Annotated in this window: 22 protein-coding genes; 10 read left to right on the forward strand and 12 right to left on the reverse strand. The window is 71.5% G+C overall.

Translation table 11 applies throughout. The features are described 5' to 3' along the window. Positions 1–69 precede the first annotated feature (69 nt). Both ACZ3IJ_RS21215 and ACZ3IJ_RS21220 read left to right on the forward strand, forming a co-directional pair. On the forward strand, positions 70–1,065 hold the full coding sequence (locus ACZ3IJ_RS21215) for an SAM-dependent methyltransferase (protein ID WP_467470359.1): 996 nt from the start codon (positions 70–72) through the stop codon (positions 1,063–1,065). A 90-nt stretch (positions 1,066–1,155) separates the two neighbouring features. Further along, positions 1,156–2,298 carry an NADH-quinone oxidoreductase subunit D gene (locus tag ACZ3IJ_RS21220; RefSeq protein ID WP_385854325.1) on the forward strand — a complete coding sequence of 381 codons (1,143 nt, stop codon included), beginning with the start codon at positions 1,156–1,158 and terminating at the stop codon, positions 2,296–2,298. Between the two features lie 33 nt (positions 2,299–2,331). Here the strand turns inward: ACZ3IJ_RS21220 and ACZ3IJ_RS21225 are convergent, their stop codons facing one another. The 5 genes from ACZ3IJ_RS21225 to ACZ3IJ_RS21245 form a co-directional block, all read right to left on the reverse strand. Then, the gene (locus ACZ3IJ_RS21225) at positions 2,332–2,811 is read right to left on the reverse strand and encodes a GNAT family N-acetyltransferase (RefSeq protein WP_467470363.1); all 480 of its coding nucleotides are present in this window, start codon (positions 2,809–2,811) and stop codon (positions 2,332–2,334) included. Further along, entirely contained in the window at positions 2,808–3,809 is a 1,002-nt protein-coding gene (locus ACZ3IJ_RS21230) for a hypothetical protein (protein WP_467470365.1), read from the reverse strand. Before ACZ3IJ_RS21230 ends, ACZ3IJ_RS21225 begins: the two co-directional genes overlap by 4 nt. A gap of 120 nt (positions 3,810–3,929) precedes the next feature. Then, on the reverse strand, positions 3,930–4,904 hold the full coding sequence (locus ACZ3IJ_RS21235) for an ABC transporter substrate-binding protein (protein ID WP_467470367.1): 975 nt from the start codon (positions 4,902–4,904) through the stop codon (positions 3,930–3,932). Positions 4,905–4,963: 59 nt separating this feature from the next. Beyond that, on the reverse strand, positions 4,964–5,623 hold the full coding sequence (locus ACZ3IJ_RS21240; RefSeq protein ID WP_467470369.1) for an ABC transporter permease: 660 nt from the start codon (positions 5,621–5,623) through the stop codon (positions 4,964–4,966). Between the two features lie 4 nt (positions 5,624–5,627). Then, complete coding sequence (locus ACZ3IJ_RS21245; protein WP_467470371.1) at positions 5,628–6,314, reverse strand: ABC transporter permease; 687 nt, start codon at positions 6,312–6,314, stop codon at positions 5,628–5,630. Positions 6,315–6,455: 141 nt separating this feature from the next. Between ACZ3IJ_RS21245 and ACZ3IJ_RS21250 the strand changes: the two genes are divergently transcribed. Beyond that, complete coding sequence (locus ACZ3IJ_RS21250; protein WP_467470373.1) at positions 6,456–7,580, forward strand: ABC transporter ATP-binding protein; 1,125 nt, start codon at positions 6,456–6,458, stop codon at positions 7,578–7,580. Here ACZ3IJ_RS21250 and ACZ3IJ_RS21255 read toward each other — a convergent pair. Continuing rightward, positions 7,567–8,679 (reverse strand): alpha/beta hydrolase, encoded by a 1,113-nt coding sequence (locus tag ACZ3IJ_RS21255; protein WP_467470375.1) that lies wholly within the window; start codon positions 8,677–8,679, stop codon positions 7,567–7,569. The genes ACZ3IJ_RS21250 and ACZ3IJ_RS21255 overlap by 14 nt on opposite strands. Positions 8,680–8,844: 165 nt before the next feature. Between ACZ3IJ_RS21255 and ACZ3IJ_RS21260 the strand changes: the two genes are divergently transcribed. From ACZ3IJ_RS21260 to ACZ3IJ_RS21290, 7 genes are all read left to right on the forward strand, one after another. Beyond that, a complete protein-coding gene (locus tag ACZ3IJ_RS21260; RefSeq protein ID WP_467470377.1) occupies positions 8,845–10,686 on the forward strand; it encodes a phosphatidylglycerol lysyltransferase domain-containing protein in 1,842 nt (613 codons plus the stop codon). Positions 10,687–10,775: 89 nt separating this feature from the next. Further along, positions 10,776–11,636, forward strand: a complete 861-nt coding sequence (gene folP / locus ACZ3IJ_RS21265) for a dihydropteroate synthase (protein ID WP_467470380.1) — start codon at positions 10,776–10,778, stop codon at positions 11,634–11,636. Beyond that, positions 11,633–12,091: a nuclear transport factor 2 family protein gene (locus tag ACZ3IJ_RS21270; protein WP_467470382.1), complete on the forward strand. Its 459-nt coding sequence runs from the start codon at positions 11,633–11,635 to the stop codon at positions 12,089–12,091. Before folP ends, ACZ3IJ_RS21270 begins: the two co-directional genes overlap by 4 nt. Positions 12,092–12,293: 202 nt before the next feature. Next, the gene (gene folB, locus ACZ3IJ_RS21275; protein ID WP_361855822.1) at positions 12,294–12,653 is read left to right on the forward strand and encodes a dihydroneopterin aldolase; all 360 of its coding nucleotides are present in this window, start codon (positions 12,294–12,296) and stop codon (positions 12,651–12,653) included. Then, positions 12,650–13,249: a 2-amino-4-hydroxy-6-hydroxymethyldihydropteridine diphosphokinase gene (gene folK / locus ACZ3IJ_RS21280; RefSeq protein ID WP_467470385.1), complete on the forward strand. Its 600-nt coding sequence runs from the start codon at positions 12,650–12,652 to the stop codon at positions 13,247–13,249. Before folB ends, folK begins: the two co-directional genes overlap by 4 nt. A gap of 49 nt (positions 13,250–13,298) precedes the next feature. Further along, positions 13,299–13,787 carry a DUF3180 domain-containing protein gene (locus ACZ3IJ_RS21285; protein WP_467470387.1) on the forward strand — a complete coding sequence of 163 codons (489 nt, stop codon included), beginning with the start codon at positions 13,299–13,301 and terminating at the stop codon, positions 13,785–13,787. Between the two features lie 146 nt (positions 13,788–13,933). Continuing rightward, entirely contained in the window at positions 13,934–14,389 is a 456-nt protein-coding gene (locus ACZ3IJ_RS21290; protein ID WP_467470389.1) for a hypothetical protein, read from the forward strand. 21 nt (positions 14,390–14,410) lie between these two features. Here ACZ3IJ_RS21290 and folE read toward each other — a convergent pair whose 3' ends face one another. From folE to dacB, 6 genes are all read right to left on the reverse strand, one after another. After that, positions 14,411–15,016: a GTP cyclohydrolase I FolE gene (gene folE / locus ACZ3IJ_RS21295; protein WP_467470391.1), complete on the reverse strand. Its 606-nt coding sequence runs from the start codon at positions 15,014–15,016 to the stop codon at positions 14,411–14,413. Between the two features lie 98 nt (positions 15,017–15,114). Next, positions 15,115–17,148 carry an ATP-dependent zinc metalloprotease FtsH gene (gene ftsH / locus ACZ3IJ_RS21300; protein WP_352187759.1) on the reverse strand — a complete coding sequence of 678 codons (2,034 nt, stop codon included), beginning with the start codon at positions 17,146–17,148 and terminating at the stop codon, positions 15,115–15,117. Positions 17,149–17,309: 161 nt separating this feature from the next. Next, positions 17,310–17,849, reverse strand: a complete 540-nt coding sequence (gene hpt / locus ACZ3IJ_RS21305; protein WP_132917781.1) for a hypoxanthine phosphoribosyltransferase — start codon at positions 17,847–17,849, stop codon at positions 17,310–17,312. Between the two features lie 41 nt (positions 17,850–17,890). After that, entirely contained in the window at positions 17,891–18,961 is a 1,071-nt protein-coding gene (tilS, locus tag ACZ3IJ_RS21310) for a tRNA lysidine(34) synthetase TilS (protein WP_467470394.1), read from the reverse strand. A 196-nt stretch (positions 18,962–19,157) separates the two neighbouring features. Next, positions 19,158–20,288: a zinc-dependent metalloprotease gene (locus ACZ3IJ_RS21315; protein ID WP_467470396.1), complete on the reverse strand. Its 1,131-nt coding sequence runs from the start codon at positions 20,286–20,288 to the stop codon at positions 19,158–19,160. A 49-nt stretch (positions 20,289–20,337) separates the two neighbouring features. Beyond that, the gene (gene dacB / locus ACZ3IJ_RS21320; RefSeq protein ID WP_467470398.1) at positions 20,338–21,834 is read right to left on the reverse strand and encodes a D-alanyl-D-alanine carboxypeptidase/D-alanyl-D-alanine endopeptidase; all 1,497 of its coding nucleotides are present in this window, start codon (positions 21,832–21,834) and stop codon (positions 20,338–20,340) included. Positions 21,835–21,862 lie beyond the last annotated feature (28 nt).

A 21,862-nucleotide genomic window follows, 5' to 3' on the forward strand; every position in this document is an offset into this window, starting at 1 on the left:
TGCAGGGGTCAACCGTGGGGTCGATCCTTGACGCGAGGACCGTACTCCGCAAGGTGGAGACTGGCCTGTGTGACGGATGAGACGTGTCAGTGGCAGGGGTGGCGTGAGGCCACGGAGCGGGCGCTGTACGGCCCCGGCGGCTTCTTTCTGCGCCCCGAGGGGCCGGCCGGGCACTTCCGCACCTCGGTGCACGCCTCGCCGCTCTTCGCGGGGGCCGTCGCGCGGCTGCTGACCGAGGTGGCGGAGGAGCTGGGGACGGACGAGGTCGACTTCGTCGACCTGGGCGCGGGCCGCGGTGAACTGGTGACGGGCGTCCTGGCCGCCGTACCGGCGGGGCTTTCGGTACGGGCGTACGGCGTCGAGCGCGCGGAGCGGCCGGCGGGGCTCGACCCGCGGGTGGAGTGGACGGCCCGGGTGCCGGACGGGGTCCGGGGACTGCTGTTCGCGAACGAGTGGCTCGACAACGTGCCGGTGGACGTCGCGAGCGTCGACGAGGCGGGGGTCGTGCGCTACGTCGAGGTACGGGCGGCGGACGGTGCCGAGCGGCCGGGGCCACCCGTCGAGGGGCCGGACGCGGAGTGGCTGGAGCGGTGGTGGCCGCTCGCGGAGCCCGGCGAGCGGGCGGAGATCGGGCGGCCGCGGGACGAGGCCTGGGCGGCGGCGGCCGGCGCGCTGGCGGCGGGGACGGCGGTGGCGGTGGACTACGGGCATGTACGGGAGTCCAGGCCGCCGTTCGGGACGCTGACCGGGTTCCGGGCGGGGCGGGAGGTGCCGGCGGTGCCGGACGGCTCGTGCGACGTCACGGCGCACGTGGCGATGGACGCGTGCGCCCGGGGCGGCGGGGTGCTGGTCACGCAGCGGGAGGCGCTGCGTCGGCTGGGGGTGAGCGGGGAGCGGCCGCCGCTCGCGCTGGCGTCGAGCGACCCCCGTGCGTACGTCCGGGCGCTCGGGGCGGCGGGCGAGGCGGCCGAGCTGACCGCGCGCGGGGGGCTCGGGGACTTCCTGTGGCTGACGCGGAGGGTGCCGGGGCCGAGCGGCCCGGGCACCGGGGGCGGCCGGTCCTGACGGGGCACCGCGCCCGGGAGCCGTGCCCACCTGTTCCGCCCTGCGGAACAGGTGCCCACAACGGTTGTGGCGCAGGGGATACTGGCGACCATGACGGAGACGACGGTCGGAATCGGCGGGGCGGCGGAGAGCACCGACATGGTGCTGAACATCGGGCCGCAGCATCCCTCGACCCATGGTGTGCTCCGGCTGCGGCTGGTCCTGGACGGTGAGGTCATCCAGCGGGCCGAGCCGGTCATCGGGTACATGCACCGCGGTGCCGAGAAGCTCTTCGAGGCGCGCGACTACCGCCAGATCGTCATGCTCGCCAACCGGCACGACTGGCTCTCCGCCTTCTCCAACGAGCTCGGTGTCGTCATGGCCGTCGAGCGCATGCTCGGCATGGAGGTCCCCGAGCGGGCCGTCTGGACGCGGACGCTGCTCGCCGAGCTGAACCGCGTCCTCAACCATCTGATGTTCCTCGGGTCGTACCCCCTCGAACTGGGCGGTATCACCCCGGTCTTCTACGCGTTCCGGGAGCGCGAGGAGCTCCAGGCCGTGATGGAGGAGGTCTCCGGCGGCCGGATGCACTACATGTTCAACCGGGTCGGCGGGCTCAAGGAGGACCTCCCCGCCGGGTGGCTCGGCCGGGCGCGGGCGGCCGTCGCCGACGTGCGGTCGCGGATGGACGTGTACGACAAGCTGGTCGTCGGCAACGAGATCTTCCGGGGCCGTACGCGGGGCGTCGGCGTCCTGACCGCGGAGACGGCGCACGCGTACGGTGTCTCGGGCCCCATCGCCCGCGCCTCCGGCGTCGACTTCGACCTGCGCCGCGACGAGCCGTACCTGGCCTACGGAGAGCTCCAGGACACGCTCGAGGTCGTCACGCGCCAGGAGGGCGACTGCCTCGCCCGCTTCGAGTGCCTCCTCGACCAGACCCACAACTCCCTGGATCTCGCCGACGCCTGTCTCGACCGGCTCGGCGAGCTGCCGCCTGGTCCGATCAACCAGCGGCTGCCGAAGGTGCTGAAGGCACCGGAGGGCCACACGTACGCCTGGACCGAGAACCCGCTCGGCATCAACGGCTACTACCTGGTCTCCAAGGGTGAGAAGACGCCGTACCGGCTCAAGCTGCGCTCGGCGTCGTTCAACAACATCCAGGCGCTGACGGAGCTGCTGCCGGGCACCCTCGTCGCCGACATGGTGGCGATCCTGGGCTCGCTCTTCTTCGTCGTCGGCGACATCGACAAGTAGCCGGCCGGTGCGCGGCCGACCGGAGCGCGGGTGTCAGTTCCGGCGCATGACCACGAAGTCCCTGGGGTCCTTCTCCGGACGCCGGCGTTCCACCACGCGCCAGTCCCAGCGCTCGTAGCGGCCGCGCAGCTCGGGCACGTCGAGGGTCATCAGCAGCCGGGGCACGGGAGCCTCCGCGAGAAGCGAGTCGTGCAGCGCTCGGCCGAGGCCGCGGCCCTGATGGGCGGGGGCTACGACGAGTTCGCCGAGTTCGAACGCCTCCGGACCGCCCGAGAGCGCGGTGTCACGCCAGCCCGCGGCGAACCCGGTCAGGGCGCCCTCCGGGTCGAGCGAGGCGACGCAGCGGAAGCCGGGCTGTCCCGCGGAGAGCCGGCCGAGCAGCCGGTCCACCGTCCGCAGGGCCCCGCGTGGGGGCTCGTGCCAGGGCGGGCCGGAGAACGCCTGCGCGCAGAGGGCGATCAGCTCGTCCCGAACCGCCGTGACCTCCCCGGCGGCGAGCGCCCTGATCGTCACGAGCCGACGGCGCCGCGCAGCTCCGCCACGTCGATCTGCTCGGTCTCGTCGTGCGCGGTCAGGTCGATGACCTTGCCGATCGCCCGCTGTTCGGGGGTGCGGCGCGCGACGGTCGCGAGGACCTCCTCGCCCACCACGTCCGCGAGGTCGGCGTCCTGGACGGCCTCGATGGCGGCCGCCTCCTTCTGCGTACCGAAGAAGTCGAAGCCTCCCTCGGGGCGCGCGGCGCGCCGGCCCGCGTACGGGACGATCGCGCTCGCGACCGGGACGGCGCGGACCGCGGGCAGTGCGGAGGACGCGGGAACCACGGCGGTCGACGGTCGAGCGTGCGGCTCGCTCCCGGCGGCCGCCGCGTGCTTCCCCTGCGGCTCCTCCGTCTCCCGGGCGCGCTCGGCCAGATCGCGGCTGCGGGCGGCCTCCGTCGTCCGGCGGGCCTCCTGAGCGGCGGCGTTGCGGGCCAGGTTGCGCAGGGCGTCGGCGGCCTGGCGGTACAGGGCCGGGGTCGGCGTGGACCCGGCGGCCGGCAGCTCCCTGGCCGGGGTGGTCGCCTCCAGGGCGAGCTGCCTGCGGCCTTCGAGGGCGCTGGCCCGCTCGGTCTCGGCGTTGGCGTACCGGCGCAGCAGCGCCGCGTGCTCGCCGCGCAGACCGGCGAGTTCGACCCGCTTGGCGCGCAGCTTGGCGTCGAGCTTGGCCCGCAGCTCGCGGGACTCGTCGAGGTCGGCCTCGAGCTCGGCTATGCGCTCCTCGGTCTTCCACTGGTCCGCGGCGCGGGCCCGGGTCAGCTCGGCGACCTGGCGTCCGGCACTCCGGTCCCAACTGCGCATGATGACGCCACCGGTGACGGCGGCCGCCGCCGCGGCGGCCACGAGCAGCCGCAGGGCCACGGGATCGGCGAGCAGCCAGGCGCCCGCGGCACAGACGGCCGATGCTCCGGCCACCGCGGAGGGCGGCAGAAGCTTGTGCAGGGGAGGTGAATGGCGGTGGCGTCCACGTGGCATGGCCTGAAATTTACCGTGCGTAGGCGCCGTGTGGGGTGTCGGCCCGGCAATCTCTTGGCCACTTCTCGTCGTCGTGGCCGAGCCCCGGTATCGACCGGGCCGACTCCCCTTACCGGAGCCTTACTTGCTGACCAGGCCCTTCGACTCCAGATAAGCCTTCGCCACGTCCGCGGGCTTCGCCCGCTCGGCGTCCACCTTGCGGTTCAGTTCGGCGAGATCGGCCGTGGTGAGGACCTTTGTGATCTTGTCGAGAGCGGCCGCGATCTCGGGCGATCCGGCGTCCTTGGCATTGACCACCGGCAGCACGTTGTCGGCGTTCTGCAGCTTCTTGTCGTCGTCGAGGAAGACCAGCCCGAAGCTCTCGATCGTGGCGTCCGTCGTGGTGGTCAGCACCAGCTGGTCCACGCCGTCCTTGACCGCCTGCTTGGACTGCGGGGTGCCGACGCCCTTGGGGTCGATCCCCGTCACGTCGATCCCGTAGGTCTTCTTCAGACCCGGAGCGCAGAACGGCCGTATCTCGCACTCGTCGCCGGCCGCGATCTTCACCTTCAGCTTGGCGGCACCGAGATCCGAAAGCGTCTTCAGCTTGTTCTTCTCGGCGAATTCCTTCGACACCGCGAACGCGTTCTGGTCGACGGCCTCGCCGACCGCGAGGACCTTCAGTCCACGGGGCTCCGCGAGCTTCTTCAACGCCTCCACCGTCGCGGCAGCGTCACCGGAGGCGACCGGCTTCTCCTCGGGCGCCTTCGGGCCGTTCACCTTCGCGTTGAGGAATTCCGCGATCGTCGCCGCGTATTCCGGTACGACGTCGATCTCGCCCTTCTCGAGGGACGGTTCGTACAGCTCGCGGTTCTTCACCGTGGTGACCGTCGCGGAGTATCCGGCGTCGTTCAGCACCTGCGCGTACAGCTCCGCGAGCACCTTGGACTCGGTGAACGCCGCCGCGCCGACGACGAGCGAGCCCTTCTTCCCACCGGACGCGCCGCCGCCGCCCGCCTTGCCCTCCTCCAGGCTGTCGCCGCCGCACGCGACGAGCGAGACGGCCAGCGCCGCCGTACCCAGTACCGCACCCGCGATACGCGAGGTCCTGCTCACGAGATCACTCCCAGTAGGTCTAGTCGTCGTTCCGTCGTCACAAGCGGTTCCGTCGGTCCTCAGGCGCGCCGTCCGAGCAGTCGGTCCGCCCCCACGAGCACCAGTTCCACCACGAGGGCGAGCAGGGCCACGAGCAGGGCGCCCGCGACGACCTGCGGGGTGTCGTACGTGTTGAACCCGGCGGTGATGATCCGGCCCAGGCCCCCCTGGCCGACCATGGCCGCGATGGTCGCCGTGGCGACCACCTGCACGGCGGCCGAACGCAACCCCGTCATGATCAGCGGCCGGGCGAGCGGGAGTTCGACCTTCCGGAAGACCTGTCCGCCCGACATCCCCATCCCCCGTGCGGCCTCGACCACCGCCCGGTCGACCTCGCGCATGCCCACGTACGCGTTGGTGAGCAGCGGCGGCACGGCGAACAGCACCAGCGCGATCACCGTGGGGACGTAGCCGGCGTTGCGCAGCGGCGACACCATGAAGAGGGCCAGGACCGCGAAGACCGGTATCGCCCGGCCCACGTTGGAGACGTTGACGGCGAGCGCGCCGCCCCGGCCGACATGTCCGAGGCCGAGCCCCAGCGGGAGTGCGACGGCGCAGGCCAGCAGCAGCGCGACCCCGCTGACGTACACGTGCTCCCCCAGGCGGTGCCACACCCCGCCGTCGCCCGCCCAGTTGGCGCCGGTGCCCAGCCAGCCCCAGGCGTCCGCCATGATTCCCATGCCTCTACTCGCCCCCCGGCGCCGTGCGTATGCGGGTCCACGGCGTGAGCAGCCGCTGCACACCGAGGAGCAGCAGATCCGCGGCCACCGCGAGCAGGACGCACAGCACCGACGCGGCGAGCACCTGCGCCTTGAAGAACGTCGGCAGCGCGTCCTCGATGAGGTTGCCCAGACCGCCCCGCCCCACGATCGAACCGACCGTCGTGAGCGCGATCGTGGAGACCGTCGCCATCCGTATTCCGGCCATCAGCGCGGGCAGTGCGAGCGGCAGCTCGACCTCCCACAGCATCCGCGCCGAGCCGTACCCCATCCCGCGCGCGGCCTCCCGCGCCTCGGCGGGGACCGCGTCCAGGCCGGCCACCGTGTTCCGTACGAGAATCGTCAGCGAATAGAGCACGAGACCCGTCACGACCAGCGCCGCGGAGAGCCCGAAGAGCGGCAGGAGCAGGGAGAACATCGCCAGCGACGGGATCGTGTAGAGCAGCGTCGTCAGTCCGAGCACCGGTCCGGCGAACCGGGGCCGCGCCCGCACGAGCAGCGCCAGCGGGAAGGCGACCGCGATGCCGATGAGCACCGACACGACCGTGATCCCCACGTGCTGGAGCAGCGCGTCGGTCAACTCCTGGCTCCGGGTGCGCAGATACTCGCCGCAGATCCAGTCGTTCGTCACCAGGCAGTTCGCCGCGCTCATGTACCCTCCCCCGGTCACCAGCCGTGCCGAACACGTGTCTGGTCGACCCTAACCCCCGGCACCGACAATCGCCGAGGACCGCCACATTGCGGCAACACGCCCTTCACACGCACCCGTCGATCAGGCGTCAGAATGAGGAACATGATCCGGTTCGAGCATGTGACCAAGCGGTACGCGGACGGCACCACCGCCGTCGACGACCTCTCCTTCGAGGTCGCCGAGGGTGAACTGGTCACGCTCGTCGGCCCGTCGGGCTGCGGCAAGACCACCACGATGAAGATGGTGAACCGGCTCATCGAGCCGACCGAGGGCCGGATCCTTCTCGACAGCCAGGACATATCCGGGATCGACCCCGTCCAGCTGCGCCGCCGGATCGGCTACGTCATCCAGCAGGTCGGCCTCTTCCCGCACCGCACGGTCCTCGACAACACCGCGACCGTCCCGCACCTCCTCGGTGCCCCGCGCGCCCGGGCCCGCGCCCGCGCCGCCGAACTCCTCGACCTGGTCGGCCTCGACCCGAAGGTCTACGGCGGCCGCTACCCCGAGCAGCTCTCCGGCGGCCAGCGCCAGCGCGTCGGCGTCGCCCGCGCGCTCGCCGCGGACCCGCCGGTGCTGCTGATGGACGAGCCGTTCGGCGCCGTGGACCCGGTGGTGCGCGAGCACCTCCAGAACGAGTTCCTCCGCCTCCAGGCCCAGGTCCGCAAGACGGTCCTGCTCGTCACCCACGACCTGGAGGAGGCCGTCCGGCTCGGGGACCGTATCGCCGTCTACGGACAGGGCACGATCGAGCAGTTCGACACCCCGGCGACCGTCCTGGGCGCCCCCTCGACCCCCTACGTGGCCGACTTCGTCGGCTCGGACCGCGGCCTGAAGCGGCTCTCGGTCACCGCGGTGGGCGCCGCCGCCCTGGAGGAGGTGCCGGTGGTCCGCGCGGGAGAGCAGCCGTCCCCCGGAGCCCCCTGGTCCGTCGTCCTGGACGCCGAGGGCCGCGTCACGGGCTGGGTCTCCGCGGACGAACCCGGCCGCACCCGCCCCGCCCCGGAGCCGGTCGCGCTCGGCGCCACCCTCCGGGAGGCGCTCGCCGCGCTCCTGCAGAACGACACCGGCTGGCTCCCCGTCACCGACCCCGCCGAAGGCGGCCGGTACGCGGGCGTCCTCACCCCGGCCGCCGTCCACCGCGCCTTGCGCGCGGCCTCCCCGGCCCCGCAGGACTCCCAGGAGTCGCCGGAGTCGCCGGACTCCCCCAAGCAGCTCAGTTCGCGCTGAGCCGGCCGCTCATCCACACGAGGCCCGACGGGATCTCCCGGTTCCAGGTGTTGAAGTTGTGCCCGCCGCTCTCCAGCGTGATCGACGAGACCCGCGCCGGGGCCTTCACCTTCTTGATGAAGTCTCGCGTCCCGCGCAGGTTCCCCTCGCCCTGCTTCGACGTCGTCACCAGGAACGACGACGCGCCCTGCGGCAGGTGGTCCAGGCTCCACAGCAGGTTCGCCCGCTTGCGCGCCCTGTCGTCACCGTGGAACAGATCGCCCGTCGTGACGTCCTCGGCCGCCTTGTAGTACGCCGAGAAACCCGCGCCCGCCGCGAACCGGTCCGGGTGGTGCAGCGCGATCTTCAACGCGCAGTATCCGCCCGTCGAGTTCCCCATGAACCCCCAGTTCCGCGCCTTCGTCCCCACCCGGTACGTCTCCGAGACCGCCTTCGGCAGGTCCTCGGCGAAGAAGGTCTCGGTCTGCGGCCCGCCCGGGACGTTCACGCACTCCGTGTCCCGCGGCGGTGCCACGGTCGGCCGCAGCATCACCAGGATCATCGGCCGCATCTTCTTCTCCTTGGCCTGCGTGAACGCCGTCTTCGGGTACTTCAGCCCCTTGAGCAGGTTCTCCGCGGTACCCGGGTAGCCGGTCAGCACCACGGCGGCCGGGAACGTGCTCGACGCGTACTCCTTCTGGAAGTACTCCGGCGGCAGATACACGTACGCCGGAGAGTCGATGCCGGACTTCCGGCCGGTGACGACGACCTTCTGGATCTGACCCCCGATCGAGGGCCGGGACGCGCCGGGCACGTCCGGCGCCTGCTTCCCGACGACCCTGATGTCCTTCGAGCCGGCCGAGTGGTCCACGACCACCCCCATGTCCTGCTCCTGCCCCAGAAGGTCCGCCCACGACCCGTAGAAGAGGAAGGACTTGTTCGCGGCGAGCCCCACCGAGGCGAACAGCGCCAGCTGGGTGGCGAGCAGCAGCCCGATCCTGCCGAGCACGGGCCGCACCCCGCCGCGCGCAAGGCGCGGCCACAGCCAGACCGTGGCCGCGAACAGCACCACCGCCAGCACGACGGCCAGCGCCAGAACCTTGTTGCTGGTGAGACCCATGAGACGCCCGAGCTCTCTTCCTGAGAATTTCCTGTGGCCGAATGAACCCGCTCCCCCGCCCGGCCGTCCTAGAAAGCGCAAAACCTCCGGAACGGCCCGCCCCTGACCACCGCGCGGCCGACGGAGAACGAATCTTTCGCGGAGCCACGGGAAGCACGGGAAGCGATGTCTGTCACGGTAGATGGGGACAAATCAGGATTGGTTCCGGTTCGGGTACGCCGGATTCTGCGCGGACCACGCCCCGGCAAGGTCCCCTCACTCGTCGGAACGGCCTGCACGCTCATCGGCCTGATCGACATCGCCGCGGGCGTCTTCCCGCGCTTCCGGGCCAGCCGGATGCACGCCCTCGCCGAAGTCCTGCCCGGCACTCTCGGGCCGCTCTCCGCGGCCCTCTCCCTCAGCGCCGGCGTCCTGCTCCTGCTCCTCGCCCACGGCCTCAAGCGCCACAAGCGCCGCGCCTGGCGCGCCGCCGTCGTCCTTCTGCCGCTCGGCGCCGTCGCCCAGTTCGTCTGGCGCCACTCCGTCGTCGGCGTCCTGCTCTCCCTCGCGCTGCTCGCCCTGCTGCTGCGCCACCGGAACCAGTTCGCCGCCCTCCCCGACCCCCGCAGCCGCTGGAAGGCGCTCGCCAACTTCGTCCTCATGGGCGCCGGGTCGATCCTCCTCGGGCTCGTCATCGTCAGCGCCCACCCGCGCCGCGTCATCGGCAGCCCCAGCCTCACCGACCGCCTCGAACACGTCCTGTACGGACTCTTCGGCTTCGAAGGCCCCGTCGGCTACACCGGCGGCGCCGACTGGACCGTCGGCTACTCCCTCGGCGCCCTCGGCATGCTCACCGCCCTCACCACCATCTACTTCGCCTTCCGCCCCGAGCACCCCGCCGCCCGCCTCACCGAGGACGACGAGACCCGGCTCCGCGCCCTCCTCGACAAGCACGGCGGCCGCGACTCCCTCGGCCACTTCGCCCTCCGCCGCGACAAGGGCGTCGTCTTCTCCCCCAGCGGCAAGGCGGCCGTCTGCTACCGCGTCGTCTCCGGCGTCATGCTCGCCAGCGGCGACCCCATCGGCGACGTCGAAGCCTGGCCCGGTGCCATCGACCGCTTCATGGACGAGGCCCAGGCCCACTCCTGGACCCCCGCCGTCATGGGCTGCTCCGAGACCGGCGGCGAGGTCTGGACCCGCGAGACCGGCCTCGACGCCCTCGAACTCGGCGACGAGGCGGTGGTGGACGTCGCGGATTTCTCCCTCTCCGGGCGCGCCATGCGTAACGTGCGCCAGATGGTGAAGCGGATCGAACGCAATGGCTACACCACCAAGGTCCGCCGCGTCCGTGACCTCAGCGACGGCGAACTCGCCCGCGTCCGCCGCGCCGCCGCCGACTGGCGCGGCACCGACACCGAGCGCGGCTTCTCCATGGCACTGGGCCGCATCGGCGACCCCGGCGACGGGGACGCCGTCATAGCGACCGCCCACAAGACGGACGAGGACGGCACGGCCTCCCCCTACGGCGACCTCAAGGCGATCATCCACTTCGTGCCCTGGGGCCCGAACGGCATGTCCCTCGAACTCATGCGCCGCGACCGCTCCGCCGACCCCGGCATGAACGAGCTGCTCATCGTCGCCGCCCTCCAGGACTCCCCCCGCCTCGGCATCGAACGCGTCTCCCTCAACTTCGCCATGTTCCGCTCCGCCCTCGCCCGCGGCGAGAAGATCGGCGCCGGCCCCGTCCTCCGCCTCTGGCGCGGACTGCTCGTCTTCCTCTCCCGCTGGTTCCAGATCGAGTCCCTGTACAAGTTCAACGCCAAGTTCCGGCCCCGGTGGGAACCCCGCTTCGTCGTCTACCGCAAGAGCCGCGACCTGCCCCGCATCGGCTTCGCCGCCATGCAGGCCGAAGGCTTCGTCGACCTCCGGCTGCCCCGCCCCTTCGCCCGCCGCGGCGCCGCCGCGGAGCCCCGCCCCTGCACCCACATCGTCGCCCCGCAGGCCGACCGGGAGGTCCGCGCCGCATGACCCGGCGCGGACCCTCCCCGGGGTCCCCGCCCGGCCATCCCGGAAGGTCCGCGGGGCCCGACCCGCGCCCCGGGCCCTACGCTGGGCATATGAGTACGTCGATCGGCCGGGGCACGGCCTTGGGCCTTCCGGAGTGGGACCGCTGCGCGGTCATGGGCGTCGTCAACGTGACACCCGACTCCTTCTCCGACGGCGGCCGCTGGTTCGACACCACGGCCGCCGTCAAGCACGGGCTCCACCTCGTCGCCGAAGGCGCCGACCTCGTCGACGTCGGCGGCGAATCCACCCGCCCCGGCGCCAGCCGCGTCGACGAGGAGGAGGAGCTCCGCCGGGTCGTCCCCGTCGTCCGCGGCCTCGCCTCCGAAGGCGTCACCGTCTCCGTCGACACCATGCGCGCCTCCGTCGCCCGGGCCGCCGTCGAAGCGGGCGCCGCACTCGTCAACGACGTCAGCGGCGGCCTCGCCGACCCCGGCATGGTCCCCGCCGTCGCCGCCGCCGAGGTCCCCTTCGTCGTCATGCACTGGCGCGGCTTCAGCCAGGACATGAACAGCCTCGCCGTCTACGACGACGTCGTCGGCGAAGTCCTCGCCGAGCTGCGCCGGCGCATGGAGGCCGTCGTCGAGGGCGGCATCCCGCCCGAGCGGATCGTCATCGACCCCGGCCTCGGCTTCGCCAAGCTCGCACCCCACGACCTCGCCCTCGTCGCCCACCTCCCCGAACTGCGCGCACTCGGCCGCCCCCTGCTCGTCGCCGCCTCGCGCAAGCGGTTCCTCGGCCACGTCCTCACCCGCGAGGGCGCCAACCCGCCGCCCGCCCGCGAACGCGACGCCGCCACCGCCGCCGTCTCCGCCATCGCCGCCCACGAAGGCGCCTGGGCCGTCCGCGTCCACGAGGTCAGAGCCACCGCGGACGCCGTCCGAGTCGCCAGAGCCGTCGAAGGAGCCAGGTGACCCACCAGACCGACACCGCAGCGGTCGAGGCCGCCAACACCGCCTTCTACGAGGCCATGGAGCGCGGCGACTTCGAGGAGATCTCCACCCTCTGGCTCGACGACGGCGCCACCCCCATCAGCTGCGTCCACCCCGGCTGGCCCGTCCTCTCCGGACGCGGCGAGGTCCTCCGGTCGTACGCGCTGATCATGGCGAACACCGAGTACATCCAGTTCTTCCTCACCGACGTCAAGGTCTCCCTCGGCGGCGACGTGGCCGTCGTCACCTGCACCGAGAACATCCTCAGCGGCGGACCCGCCGAGGACGGCGCCGAACTCGGCCCTCTTGTGGGCCAGCTCGTCGTCGCCACCAATGTGTTCCGCCGCACATTCGAGGGGTGGAAGATCTGGTCCCACCACGGCTCCCCCGTCCTCACCGAAACCGACGACGAAGAGGACGAGGAACCCGGCGCCTGACGGGATCCGGGGACCGATCGGGTGACGCCCGGGATTGGAATCCGGCCCCCTGGGTAGGGGCCGCACCCAGCCCCTATGGCCGCCGCCCCGAACCCCCATGGGCACGTGCTGTCGGTGCTCGCAGGTAGATTCGATTACGGACACCCGGCCGTCCGCACCCGGCTGCGTGGCCACAAGAACTACGACAGCAGGAGTGATTCGCGTGGATCGTGTCGCGCTGCGCGGCCTCAAGGCCCGAGGACACCACGGCGTCTTCCCCAAGGAACGCGAGGAAGGCCAGACCTTCATCGTCGACCTCGTCCTCAGCCTGGACACCCGGCCCGCGGCCGCCGACGACGACCTGACGAAGACCGTCCACTACGGCGTCGTCGCGGAAGAGGTCGTCGACGTCGTCCAGGGCGAGCCCGTGGACCTGATCGAGACCCTCGCCGAGCGGATCGCCGAGCAGTGCCTCAAGCACGCGGGCGTCCAGGAGGTCGAGGTCGTCGTCCACAAGCCGGACGCGCCGATCACGGTCCCCTTCGACGACGTGACCATCACCATCACCCGGAGCCGAGTATGAAAGCCACGCACAGCGACCCGACCGTGCAGCCCGTACCGGTCTCCGTCGTCGAGGCGGTCGACGCCGCCGACGTGACCCTCTCCAACCCCAAGTGGGCCGTCATCGCCCTCGGCGCCAACCTCGGCAACCGCCTGGAGACCCTCCAGGGCGCCGTCGACGCCCTCGAAGACACCCCCGGCCTCCGGGTGAAGGCCGTCTCCCCCGTCTACGAGACGGAGCCCTGGGGTGTCGAGCCCGGCACCCAGCCCTCGTACCTCAACGCGGTCGCCCTCGTGAAGACCACCCTGCCGCCCAGCTCCCTCCTGGAGCGGGCCCACGCCGTCGAAGAGGCGTTCCACCGGGTCCGCGAGGAGCGCTGGGGCGCCCGCACCATCGACGTCGACATCGTCGCGTACGCCGACGTGGTCTCCGACGACCCCGTCCTCACCCTCCCCCACCCCCGCGCCCACCAGCGCGCCTTCGTCCTCGCCCCCTGGCACGACGTCGACCCCGACGCCCAGCTGCCCGGACACGGTACGGTCGCGGAGCTGCTCACCCTGGTCGGCCGGACCGGCGTCGTGCCGCGCGCCGACCTGGAACTCCGTCTGCCCGAGTAGTCGTTAGGCTCGTGGAAGACCGACCGCGAGACGACACGAAGGACACCCGGTGAAACAACTGCGGCTCAAGGTTCTCGCCGGACTGTTCATCGTGGCCGGAGTGCTGTCCTGGGGCGCCGCGCGCCTCTGGGACGCGGTGGGCACCCTGCCGAGCGTGCCGCTCGCGGCGCCCATCGTCCTCGCGTCGATCGCGGTCGTCCTCACGGCGACGGCCCTCTCGATCCGCTCCCGCCTCAAGGCCCAGCGCGAGCGCCGCCCCGGCGCCAAGGGCGTCGAGCCGCTCATGGCGGCCCGCGCCGTGGTCTTCGGCCAGGCGAGCGCCCTGGTCGCCGCCCTGGTCGCCGGCATGTACGGCGGCACGGGCGTCTTCCTCCTCGGCTCCCTGGACATCCCGGCCCGCCGCGACCAGGCGATCTACGCCGGCTTCTCGGTCCTCGCGGGCATCGGCGTGATCGCGGCGGCCCTCTTCCTGGAGCGAGTCTGCAAACTCCCGGAAGACGACGACCACAACGGCAAGGGCACGGCTCCGGTGGCGTAGCGCGCCCATCAAAAGTTGAACACGTTCAGCGGCTCTGGCAAGGTACCTTCCACGACCCGCCCCTGCCGGCGGGGCGAAACGGCTGGGGGGCCTCGATGGCGAGCGGAAACAGACTGCGTCGGTGGGGAGCGGTCCTTGTCGGCCTGATGGCGGCTCTCACCGTTCTCACGGCATGCGCCGGCCCCTATCAGTACTACGAGGGGACAGGGGTCCACGACGCCACGACGGCCGAAATCGCCGGCGGCTGGGAGAACGTCGAAGGGACCCGCGTGGTGCTGCGCAAGGACGGCACAGCCGTTCTCGAGAAGCTCGATGGGCAGGACTTCGACTTCGACGACGGCTGGCGCCTGTCCGGTAAGGGAACCTGGCAACTGTCCGACGACGACGGCGGACAGATCGTCCGGCTCTCACTGACGGACCGGACACGGGTGGACAGACGTTCCTCGACGACCGCCGCCATCGCCGATTCCGATCTGCCGACGACCTACGCGTGGTCCTTCCACGTGGACCGGGATCAGCACGAAGAGCTGAAGCTGTTCTTCTTCTACGGCGACCCCGACGGCGGACATGCGTACCTGATGACGCGCGAGACGACGTCGTAGCCCACGCGGGCCTCAGGCGGCCTATCGCGCCATGATGAGGCTCATGGCCTCGTTGCGGGTCGCGGGGTCCCGCAGCTGGCCGCGTACGGCCGAGGTGATGGTCTTCGCGCCCGGCTTGCGGATTCCGCGCATCGACATGCACATGTGCTCGCACTCGAACACGACGATCACGCCGCGCGGCTCCAGGATCTCCATCAGCGAGTCGGCGACCTGCGTGGTCAGCCGTTCCTGGACCTGAGGGCGGCGGGCGTAGACGTCGACCAGGCGGGCCAGCTTCGACAGCCCCGTGATCTTTCCGGAGGTCGACGGGATGTAGCCGACGTGGGCGACGCCCCTGAACGGGACGAGATGGTGCTCACATGTCGAGTACACCTCAATGTCCTTGACCAGCACCATCTCGTCGTGGCCGAGGTCGAACGTGGTCGTCAGCACGTCCTCCGGCACCTGCCGCAGTCCCGCGAATATCTCCTGGTAAGCCCGCGCCACCCGCGCCGGCGTGTCGCGCAGACCCTCGCGGTCCGGGTCCTCGCCGACCGCGATGAGGAGCTCTCGTACGGCGTTCTCGGCGCGCTTCTCGTCGAACTCGCCGATCGTGCCCTCGCCGTCCAGCGTCACCGGGTCGGTCATCTGTGCCTCGTTCCCTCTGACTGTCGTGCGCGGAAATGAGCCGCGCCCCCACAGGCTAAAACCTGTGGGGGCGCGGCTTCCATTCCGGGGGGCCGGGGTCAGGACTCCGGGGTGTCCTCCGGGGCGACCTCGATCGCCTTGGTGGTCTCCACCGTCGCCGTCGTCGCCGACGAGCCGTTCGCGCCGTTCGTCAGTGCCAGCTCCTTGGGGGAGAGCACCGGCGGACGGGTCGAGGGCGTGCGGCGGGACGAGCCGGTCCAGGCCGGGCGGGCCGGCCGCTTGACGATCGGGGCGAAGATCTCGGCGATCTCCTCCTTGCCCAGCGTCTCCTTCTCCAGGAGCTGCAGGACCAGGTTGTCGAGGACGTCTCGGTTCTCGACGAGGATCTCCCACGCCTCGTTGTGCGCGGTCTCGATGAGCTTCTTGACCTCTTCGTCGACCAGCGCGGCGACCTCTTCCGAGTAGTCGCGCTGGTGCGCCATCTCACGGCCCAGGAACGGTTCGGTGTTGTCGCCGCCGAACTTGATCGCGCCGAGCCGCTCGGTCATGCCGTACTGCGTGACCATCGCGCGAGCGGTGGCCGTGGCCTTCTCGATGTCGTTCGCCGCGCCCGTGGTCGGGTCGTGGAAGACGAGCTCCTCGGCCGCCCGCCCGCCCAGCATGTAGGCCAGCTGGTCGAGCATCTCGTTGCGGGTGGTCGAGTACTTGTCCTCGTCCGGGAGCACCATCGTGTAGCCGAGGGCCCGGCCGCGGGACAGGATCGTGATCTTGTGGACCGGGTCGGAGTTCGGCGAGGCCGCCGCGACCAGGGCGTGACCGCCCTCGTGGTACGCGGTGATCTTCTTCTCCTTGTCCGACATGATCCGGGTCCGCTTCTGCGGGCCCGCGACCACGCGGTCGATCGCCTCGTCCAGGGAGTGGTTGTCGATCAGCTTCTTGTCCGAGCGGGCGGTGAGGAGCGCCGCCTCGTTGAGGACGTTGGAGAGATCGGCACCGGTGAAGCCCGGCGTGCGACGGGCGACCGCGCCCAGATCGACGTCCGGGGCGACCGGCTTGCCCTTCTGGTGGACCTTGAGGATCTCCAGACGGCCCTGCATGTCCGGGCGGTCGACCGCGATCTGGCGGTCGAAGCGGCCGGGGCGGAGCAGGGCCGGGTCGAGGATGTCCGGGCGGTTCGTGGCGGCGATCAGGATGACGCCGCCCTTCACGTCGAAGCCGTCCATCTCGACGAGGAGCTGGTTGAGGGTCTGCTCGCGCTCGTCGTGGCCACCGCCGAGACCGGCACCGCGGTGACGGCCGACGGCGTCGATCTCGTCGACGAAGACGATCGCCGGGGCGTTCGCCTTGGCCTGCTCGAAGAGGTCGCGGACACGGGAGGCACCGACACCGACGAACATCTCGACGAAGTCGGAACCCGAGATCGAGTAGAACGGCACGCCGGCCTCGCCCGCGACGGCGCGCGCGAGGAGGGTCTTGCCGGTTCCGGGCGGGCCGTAGAGCAGCACGCCCTTGGGGATCTTGGCGCCGACGGCCTGGAACTTCGCCGGCTCCTGGAGGAACTCCTTGATCTCGTGGAGCTCCTCGACGGCCTCGTCGGAGCCCGCCACGTCGGCGAAGGTGGTCTTCGGGGTGTCCTTGGTGATGAGCTTGGCCTTGGACTTCCCGAAGTTCATCACTCGGGAGCCGCCGCCCTGCATCTGGTTCATCAGAAACAGGAAGACGACCACGATGAGGACGAAGGGGAGCAGCGAGAGCAGCACCGACAGGAACGGGCTCTGGCGCTCGGGGGAGACGGTGTAGCCCTTGTCGAGGTCGCCGGAGGCGGACTGCTCCTGGAGCGTGGTGGTCAGGTTGGCGCCCTGGTCACCGATGTAGCTGGCCTGGATCTTGGTGCTGCCGCCGTACTTGTCCTTGTCGGCGCCCTTCTTGAGCTCGACCTTGATGACCTGCTCGTCGCCGGTCGTCAGCTTGACCTGGTCGGCCTGCTTGTCATTGATCGCCTGGACGACCCTGCTGGTGTCCACCGTCTTGTAGCCCTCGGACGAGCCGACGACCTGCATCAGCACGACCACGGCGAGGACGGCCAGCACGATCCACATGACCGGCCCACGGAAGTATCGCTTCACGTCCATCCATACGGAGCGAGAACGCCCCGTCCCTCCTGCCCGTAGGTAAATGCTGCTGTGAGAGCTGCTATGAGAAAAAGCTGTTCTTCGGACGGTACCTCAGGCTGGTGACCCGTGACCGCCTTCCCTTGCTCCAACGGCGGGAGGGCGGTACGGGTTCCCGTGCCTCAGCCGCCGTAGACGTGCGGTGCGAGAGTGCCGACGAACGGGAGGTTGCGGTACTTCTCGGCGTAGTCGAGGCCGTAGCCGACGACGAACTCGTTGGGGATGTCGAAGCCGATCCACTTCACGTCGATCGCGACCTTGGCGGCGTCCGGCTTGCGCAGCAGCGTGCAGACCTCGAGGGAGGCGGGCTCGCGCGAGCCGAGGTTGGACAGCAGCCAGGACAGCGTCAGGCCGGAGTCGATGATGTCCTCGACGATCAGGACGTGCTTGCCCTTGATGTCGGTGTCGAGGTCCTTGAGGATGCGGACGACGCCCGAGGACTGGGTGCCGGCGCCGTAGGAGGAGACGGCCATCCAGTCCATGGTGACGGGGGTGGACAGCGCGCGCGCCAGGTCCGCCATCACCATCACGGCGCCCTTGAGGACTCCGACGATGAGCAGGTCCTTGCCCGCGTACTCCGCGTCGATCTTCGCGGCCAGCTCGGCCAGCTTCGCGTCGATCTCTTCCTTGGTGATGAGCACCGACTTGAGGTCGGTGCCCATGTCCTTCTCGTTCACCCGGGTCACTTTCGTTGCAGCTTGCGTCAGCCTTGCCGAATGACCAGTCTGCCACCCTGCCGCCGTGCCTCGACGCGGCCGGGCAGATTGATGGCGCCCTGACCGCGCCAGCCGGTGATCAGCCGGTCGACTTCTTCGATGTGGCGGGCGAAGAGTGAGCCGGCGGGAGCGCCTTCGGCGATCATGGCGCGGCGCAGGATGCGGCGGCGTACGGCCGGCGGGAGTCCGAAGAGCTTGGCGCATTCGAGTCGGCCGGATTCGTCGCGTACGGCGGATTCGGCGTCGGCGGCCCAGGAGTCGAGGGCGTCGGCGTCGTCGCGGGAGAGCTGGGCCGTTCGGGCGAGGGCTTCGACGACGCCCTTGCCGAGGGCCTTCTCGAGGGCGGGGAGGCCTTCGTGGCGGAGTCGCGAGCGGGTGTACGCGGGGTCCGCGTTGTGGGGGTCGTCCCAGACGGCGAGCTCCTGGGCGACGCAGGCCTTGCGGACGGTCTGCCGGTCGAGCTCGAGGAAGGGGCGGCGGTAGCGGCCGGAGGCGCCGGAGACGGCGGCCATGCCGGACAGGGAGCGGATGCCGGAGCCGCGGGCGAGTCCGAGCAGGACGGTCTCGGCCTGGTCGTCCCGGGTGTGGCCGAGGAGGACGGCGGTGGCGCCGTGGCGTTCGGCGGCGGCGTCGAGTGCGGCGTAGCGGGCGTCGCGGGCGGCGGCTTCGGGGCCGCCTTCGCGGCCGACGGTCACGGTGACGGCTTCGACCGGGTCGAGGCCGAGTGCGGACATGCGTCCGGCGACCTCGGCGGCTCGTTGGGTGGAGCCGTCCTGGAGGCCGTGGTCGACCGTGATGCCGCCGGCCCGGACGGCGAGCTTGCGGGCCTCGAACGCGAGTGCGGAGGCGAGCGCCATGGAGTCGGCGCCGCCGGAGCAGGCCACGAGGACGAGGGGCTCCCGGTCGGGTGCGGGGGCGGTGCGCCGTTCGGCGCTCGGTTCGGTGCCGTGCCCGGTGTTCGGTTCGGTACCGAGCTCGGTGCTGTGTTCGGTGATGACGTCGTGGAGTACGCGGCGGACCGCCAGGCGTATCGCCGCGACCGCAGGATGGGGACCCATGTCCGGTGCCCTTCGTGGAGGAGTGGGGTGCCTCGGTCGGAGTCTTAACGGTCGGAAGAGGGGGTTCGGTCACTCAGAGTGCGTCGATGGTGACAGAACCTGGCCGTTACCCGAGCATTGCACGCCCCACCCCTGGTCTACGGTCCCTCGGATGGGTGATTGGCGGTGTGTTCTTCCGTCGTACGTCGCACCCGTCTCACGAGTCTGCCTTACGGTGCACCCTCGCGATCCAGTCCGCCGGTGCGGCGATCTCGGCCTTGGTGGGGAGCGTGTTGGGGGAGGTCCAGACGCGGTTGAAGCCGTCCATGCCGACCTCGTCGACCACGGCCCGTACGAAGCGTTCCCCGTCGCGGTACTGGCGCAGTTTGGCGTCGAGGCCGAGGAGCTTGCGCAGGGCGAGGTCGAGGCGGGAGGCGCCTCGGGCGCGCCGCTGCTGGAACTTCTCGCGGATGTCGGCGACCGAGGGGACGACCTCGGGGCCGACGCCGTCCATCACGTAGTCGGCGTGTCCTTCGAGAAGGGACATGACGGCGGTGAGACGGCCGAGGATCTCGCGCTGTTCGGGGGTCTGGACGAGTTCGACGAGGGAGGGACTCGGTTCGCCCTCCTCGCCTTCGGGGCGGCTGCCGGCGAGGGCCTGGGCGGCTTCGCGCAGTCGCTCGACGACGGTGGAGGGGTCGACCTCGGTGGCTCCGAGGAATGACTGGATCTCGCCCTGCAGATGGTCACGGAGCCAGGGGACGGCGGTGAACTGGGTGCGGTGGGTCTCTTCGTGGAGGCAGACCCAGAGGCGGAAGTCGTGCGGGTCGACGTCGAGTTCGCGTTCGACGTGGACGATGTTGGGGGCGACGAGCAGGAGGCGGCCGCCGCCGTTGTCGCCCGCGGGCAGTTCGCGGGTGGCGGGGGCGAAGGTCTCGTACTGGCCCAGGATGCGGGAGGCGAGGAACGACAGCAGCATGCCGAGTTCGACGCCGGTGACCTTGCCGCCGACGGCGCCGAGGACGCTGCCGCCGGGGGTGTTGGTGCGCCGTTCCTGCATCTTGTCGAGGAGCGGGGAGAGCAGTTCGCGGAAGCCGGCGACGTTGGCCTTGATCCAGCCGGTACGGTCCACGACGAGGACGGGGGTGTCCCGTGGTTCGTGGCCCTCGGGGATCATCCGGGTGAAGGCCCTGACGTGTTCTTCGGACGCCTTGGCGTGCCTGCGGAGCTCCGCGACGACGTCGCGGGCCTCTTCCCGGCTCACCTCGGGTCCGGGTTTCACCAGTCGGGTCGCGGTCGCGACCGCGAGGTTCCAGTCGACCATCTCGGCACCACCGATGCTCGTCATGCGTCAACCGTACGTTCTCGACGCCCGTTCGGTGAGTGTTCGTTCGCCATCAGCCCTGGGGGGCGAGGGCGGCGGAGAGGCGGTCGAGGGCGGGCTGGGCGGTGTACGGGGAGGGGGTGCGGCCGGCGAGGAAGGCGAAGGCGAGGAGCCGGCCGTCGCGGGTGACCACGGTTCCGGCGAGGGTGTTGACGCCCGTGAGGGTGCCGGTCTTGGCGCGGACGAGTCCGGCGCCGGTGGTGGCGGGCCCGGTGTCGAAGCGGCCTTGGAGGGTGCCGCTGAACCCGCCGACGGGCAGGCCGGTCAGGACGGGGCGCAGGGCGGGGCGGTCGGGGTCGGCCGCTCGGGTGAGGAGGCCGGTGAGCAGGGCCGCGGAGAGCCGGTTGTCGCGGGAGAGGCCGCTGCCGTCGGCGAAGCGGGTGCCGGTGGTGGGCAGGCCGAGGGCGGTGAGTTCGGCGCGGACGGCCTTGCCGGCGCCGGCGAAGCTCGCGGGCTGCTTGCGGGCGAGGGCGGTCTGGCGGGCGAGGGCTTCGGCGAGGTCGTTGTCGCTGTGGGTGAGGGTGCGCTCGACCAGGTCGGAGAGCGGTGCGGACTCGGTACGGGCCAGCGGGGCGGCCTTGGCGCCCCGGGCGGGCGCGGCACCGTGGGCCGGCTCGGCGCCCTGGGCGGGCTCGGCGGGCTGGGCGGGCTCGGCGCCCTGGGCGGGCTGGGGGGCGCGTCCGGGGGCGGGGGCGCCCTGGACCTTCGTACCGGCCTTGGTGAGGAGTTCGGCGAAGGCGGTGGCGGTGTCGCGGGCCGGGTCGTCGGCGCGGGGCGCGGGGCCGCTGTGCGAGCCGTCGAGGCGCCCTTCGTCGAACATGAGGGCGCTGACGGGGGCGATGTTCTCGTTGGGGCCGATGGGGTGGCGCGCCGGTCCGCGGTAGAGGCCCGCGTCGTAGGTGATCCGTACACCGGTGGTGCCCCGGTCCTCGAGGGCGCGGGCGGTGGCGGTGGCGAGGGCCTTGAGGCGGGCGCGGTCGAGGGTGGGGTCGCCGCCGCCGACGAGGGTGACGGTGCGGCCGTCGGCGGAGGCGACGACGGTGGTGGGGATGCGGTGGTCGGGGCCGAGGGCGGAGAGAGCGGCGACCGAGGTGGCGATCTTGATGGTGGAGGCGGGGGTCATCGGGGTCGTGGCGCCCTCGCCGTAGAGCTGCCTGCCGGTGGTGGCGTCGACGACCGACGCGGTGCGCAGGGGGCCGAGGCCGGGGTCGGCGAGGAGCGGTACGAGGACGGCGGCGAGGTCGTCCTTCAGGGCGGCCGGGGGCGTGTCGAGCGCGCGGAGCACTCCGGCGGCGCTGGGGGCCGGGGCGGGCCCCTGAGGCGGGCCCGCGGGGGGCCGCTTCTCCGCGTGATGTGCGCCACCTGTCGGGGTCGCGGCGGCCGCGCGGGCGCGCTCGGCCTTACGCTGACCGTTGTCCCACGGGCCGGCGGCGGTCGCCGCTCCGGCGGCCAGGACCAGGCCGAGTACGGCGGAGCACGCCGTGAGCTGCCAGGTCCTCGGCTCCGGCATTGCTGACCAGCCCCTTTCGCGATCACAC

This window comes from Streptomyces sp. NPDC013317 (assembly GCF_055563155.1).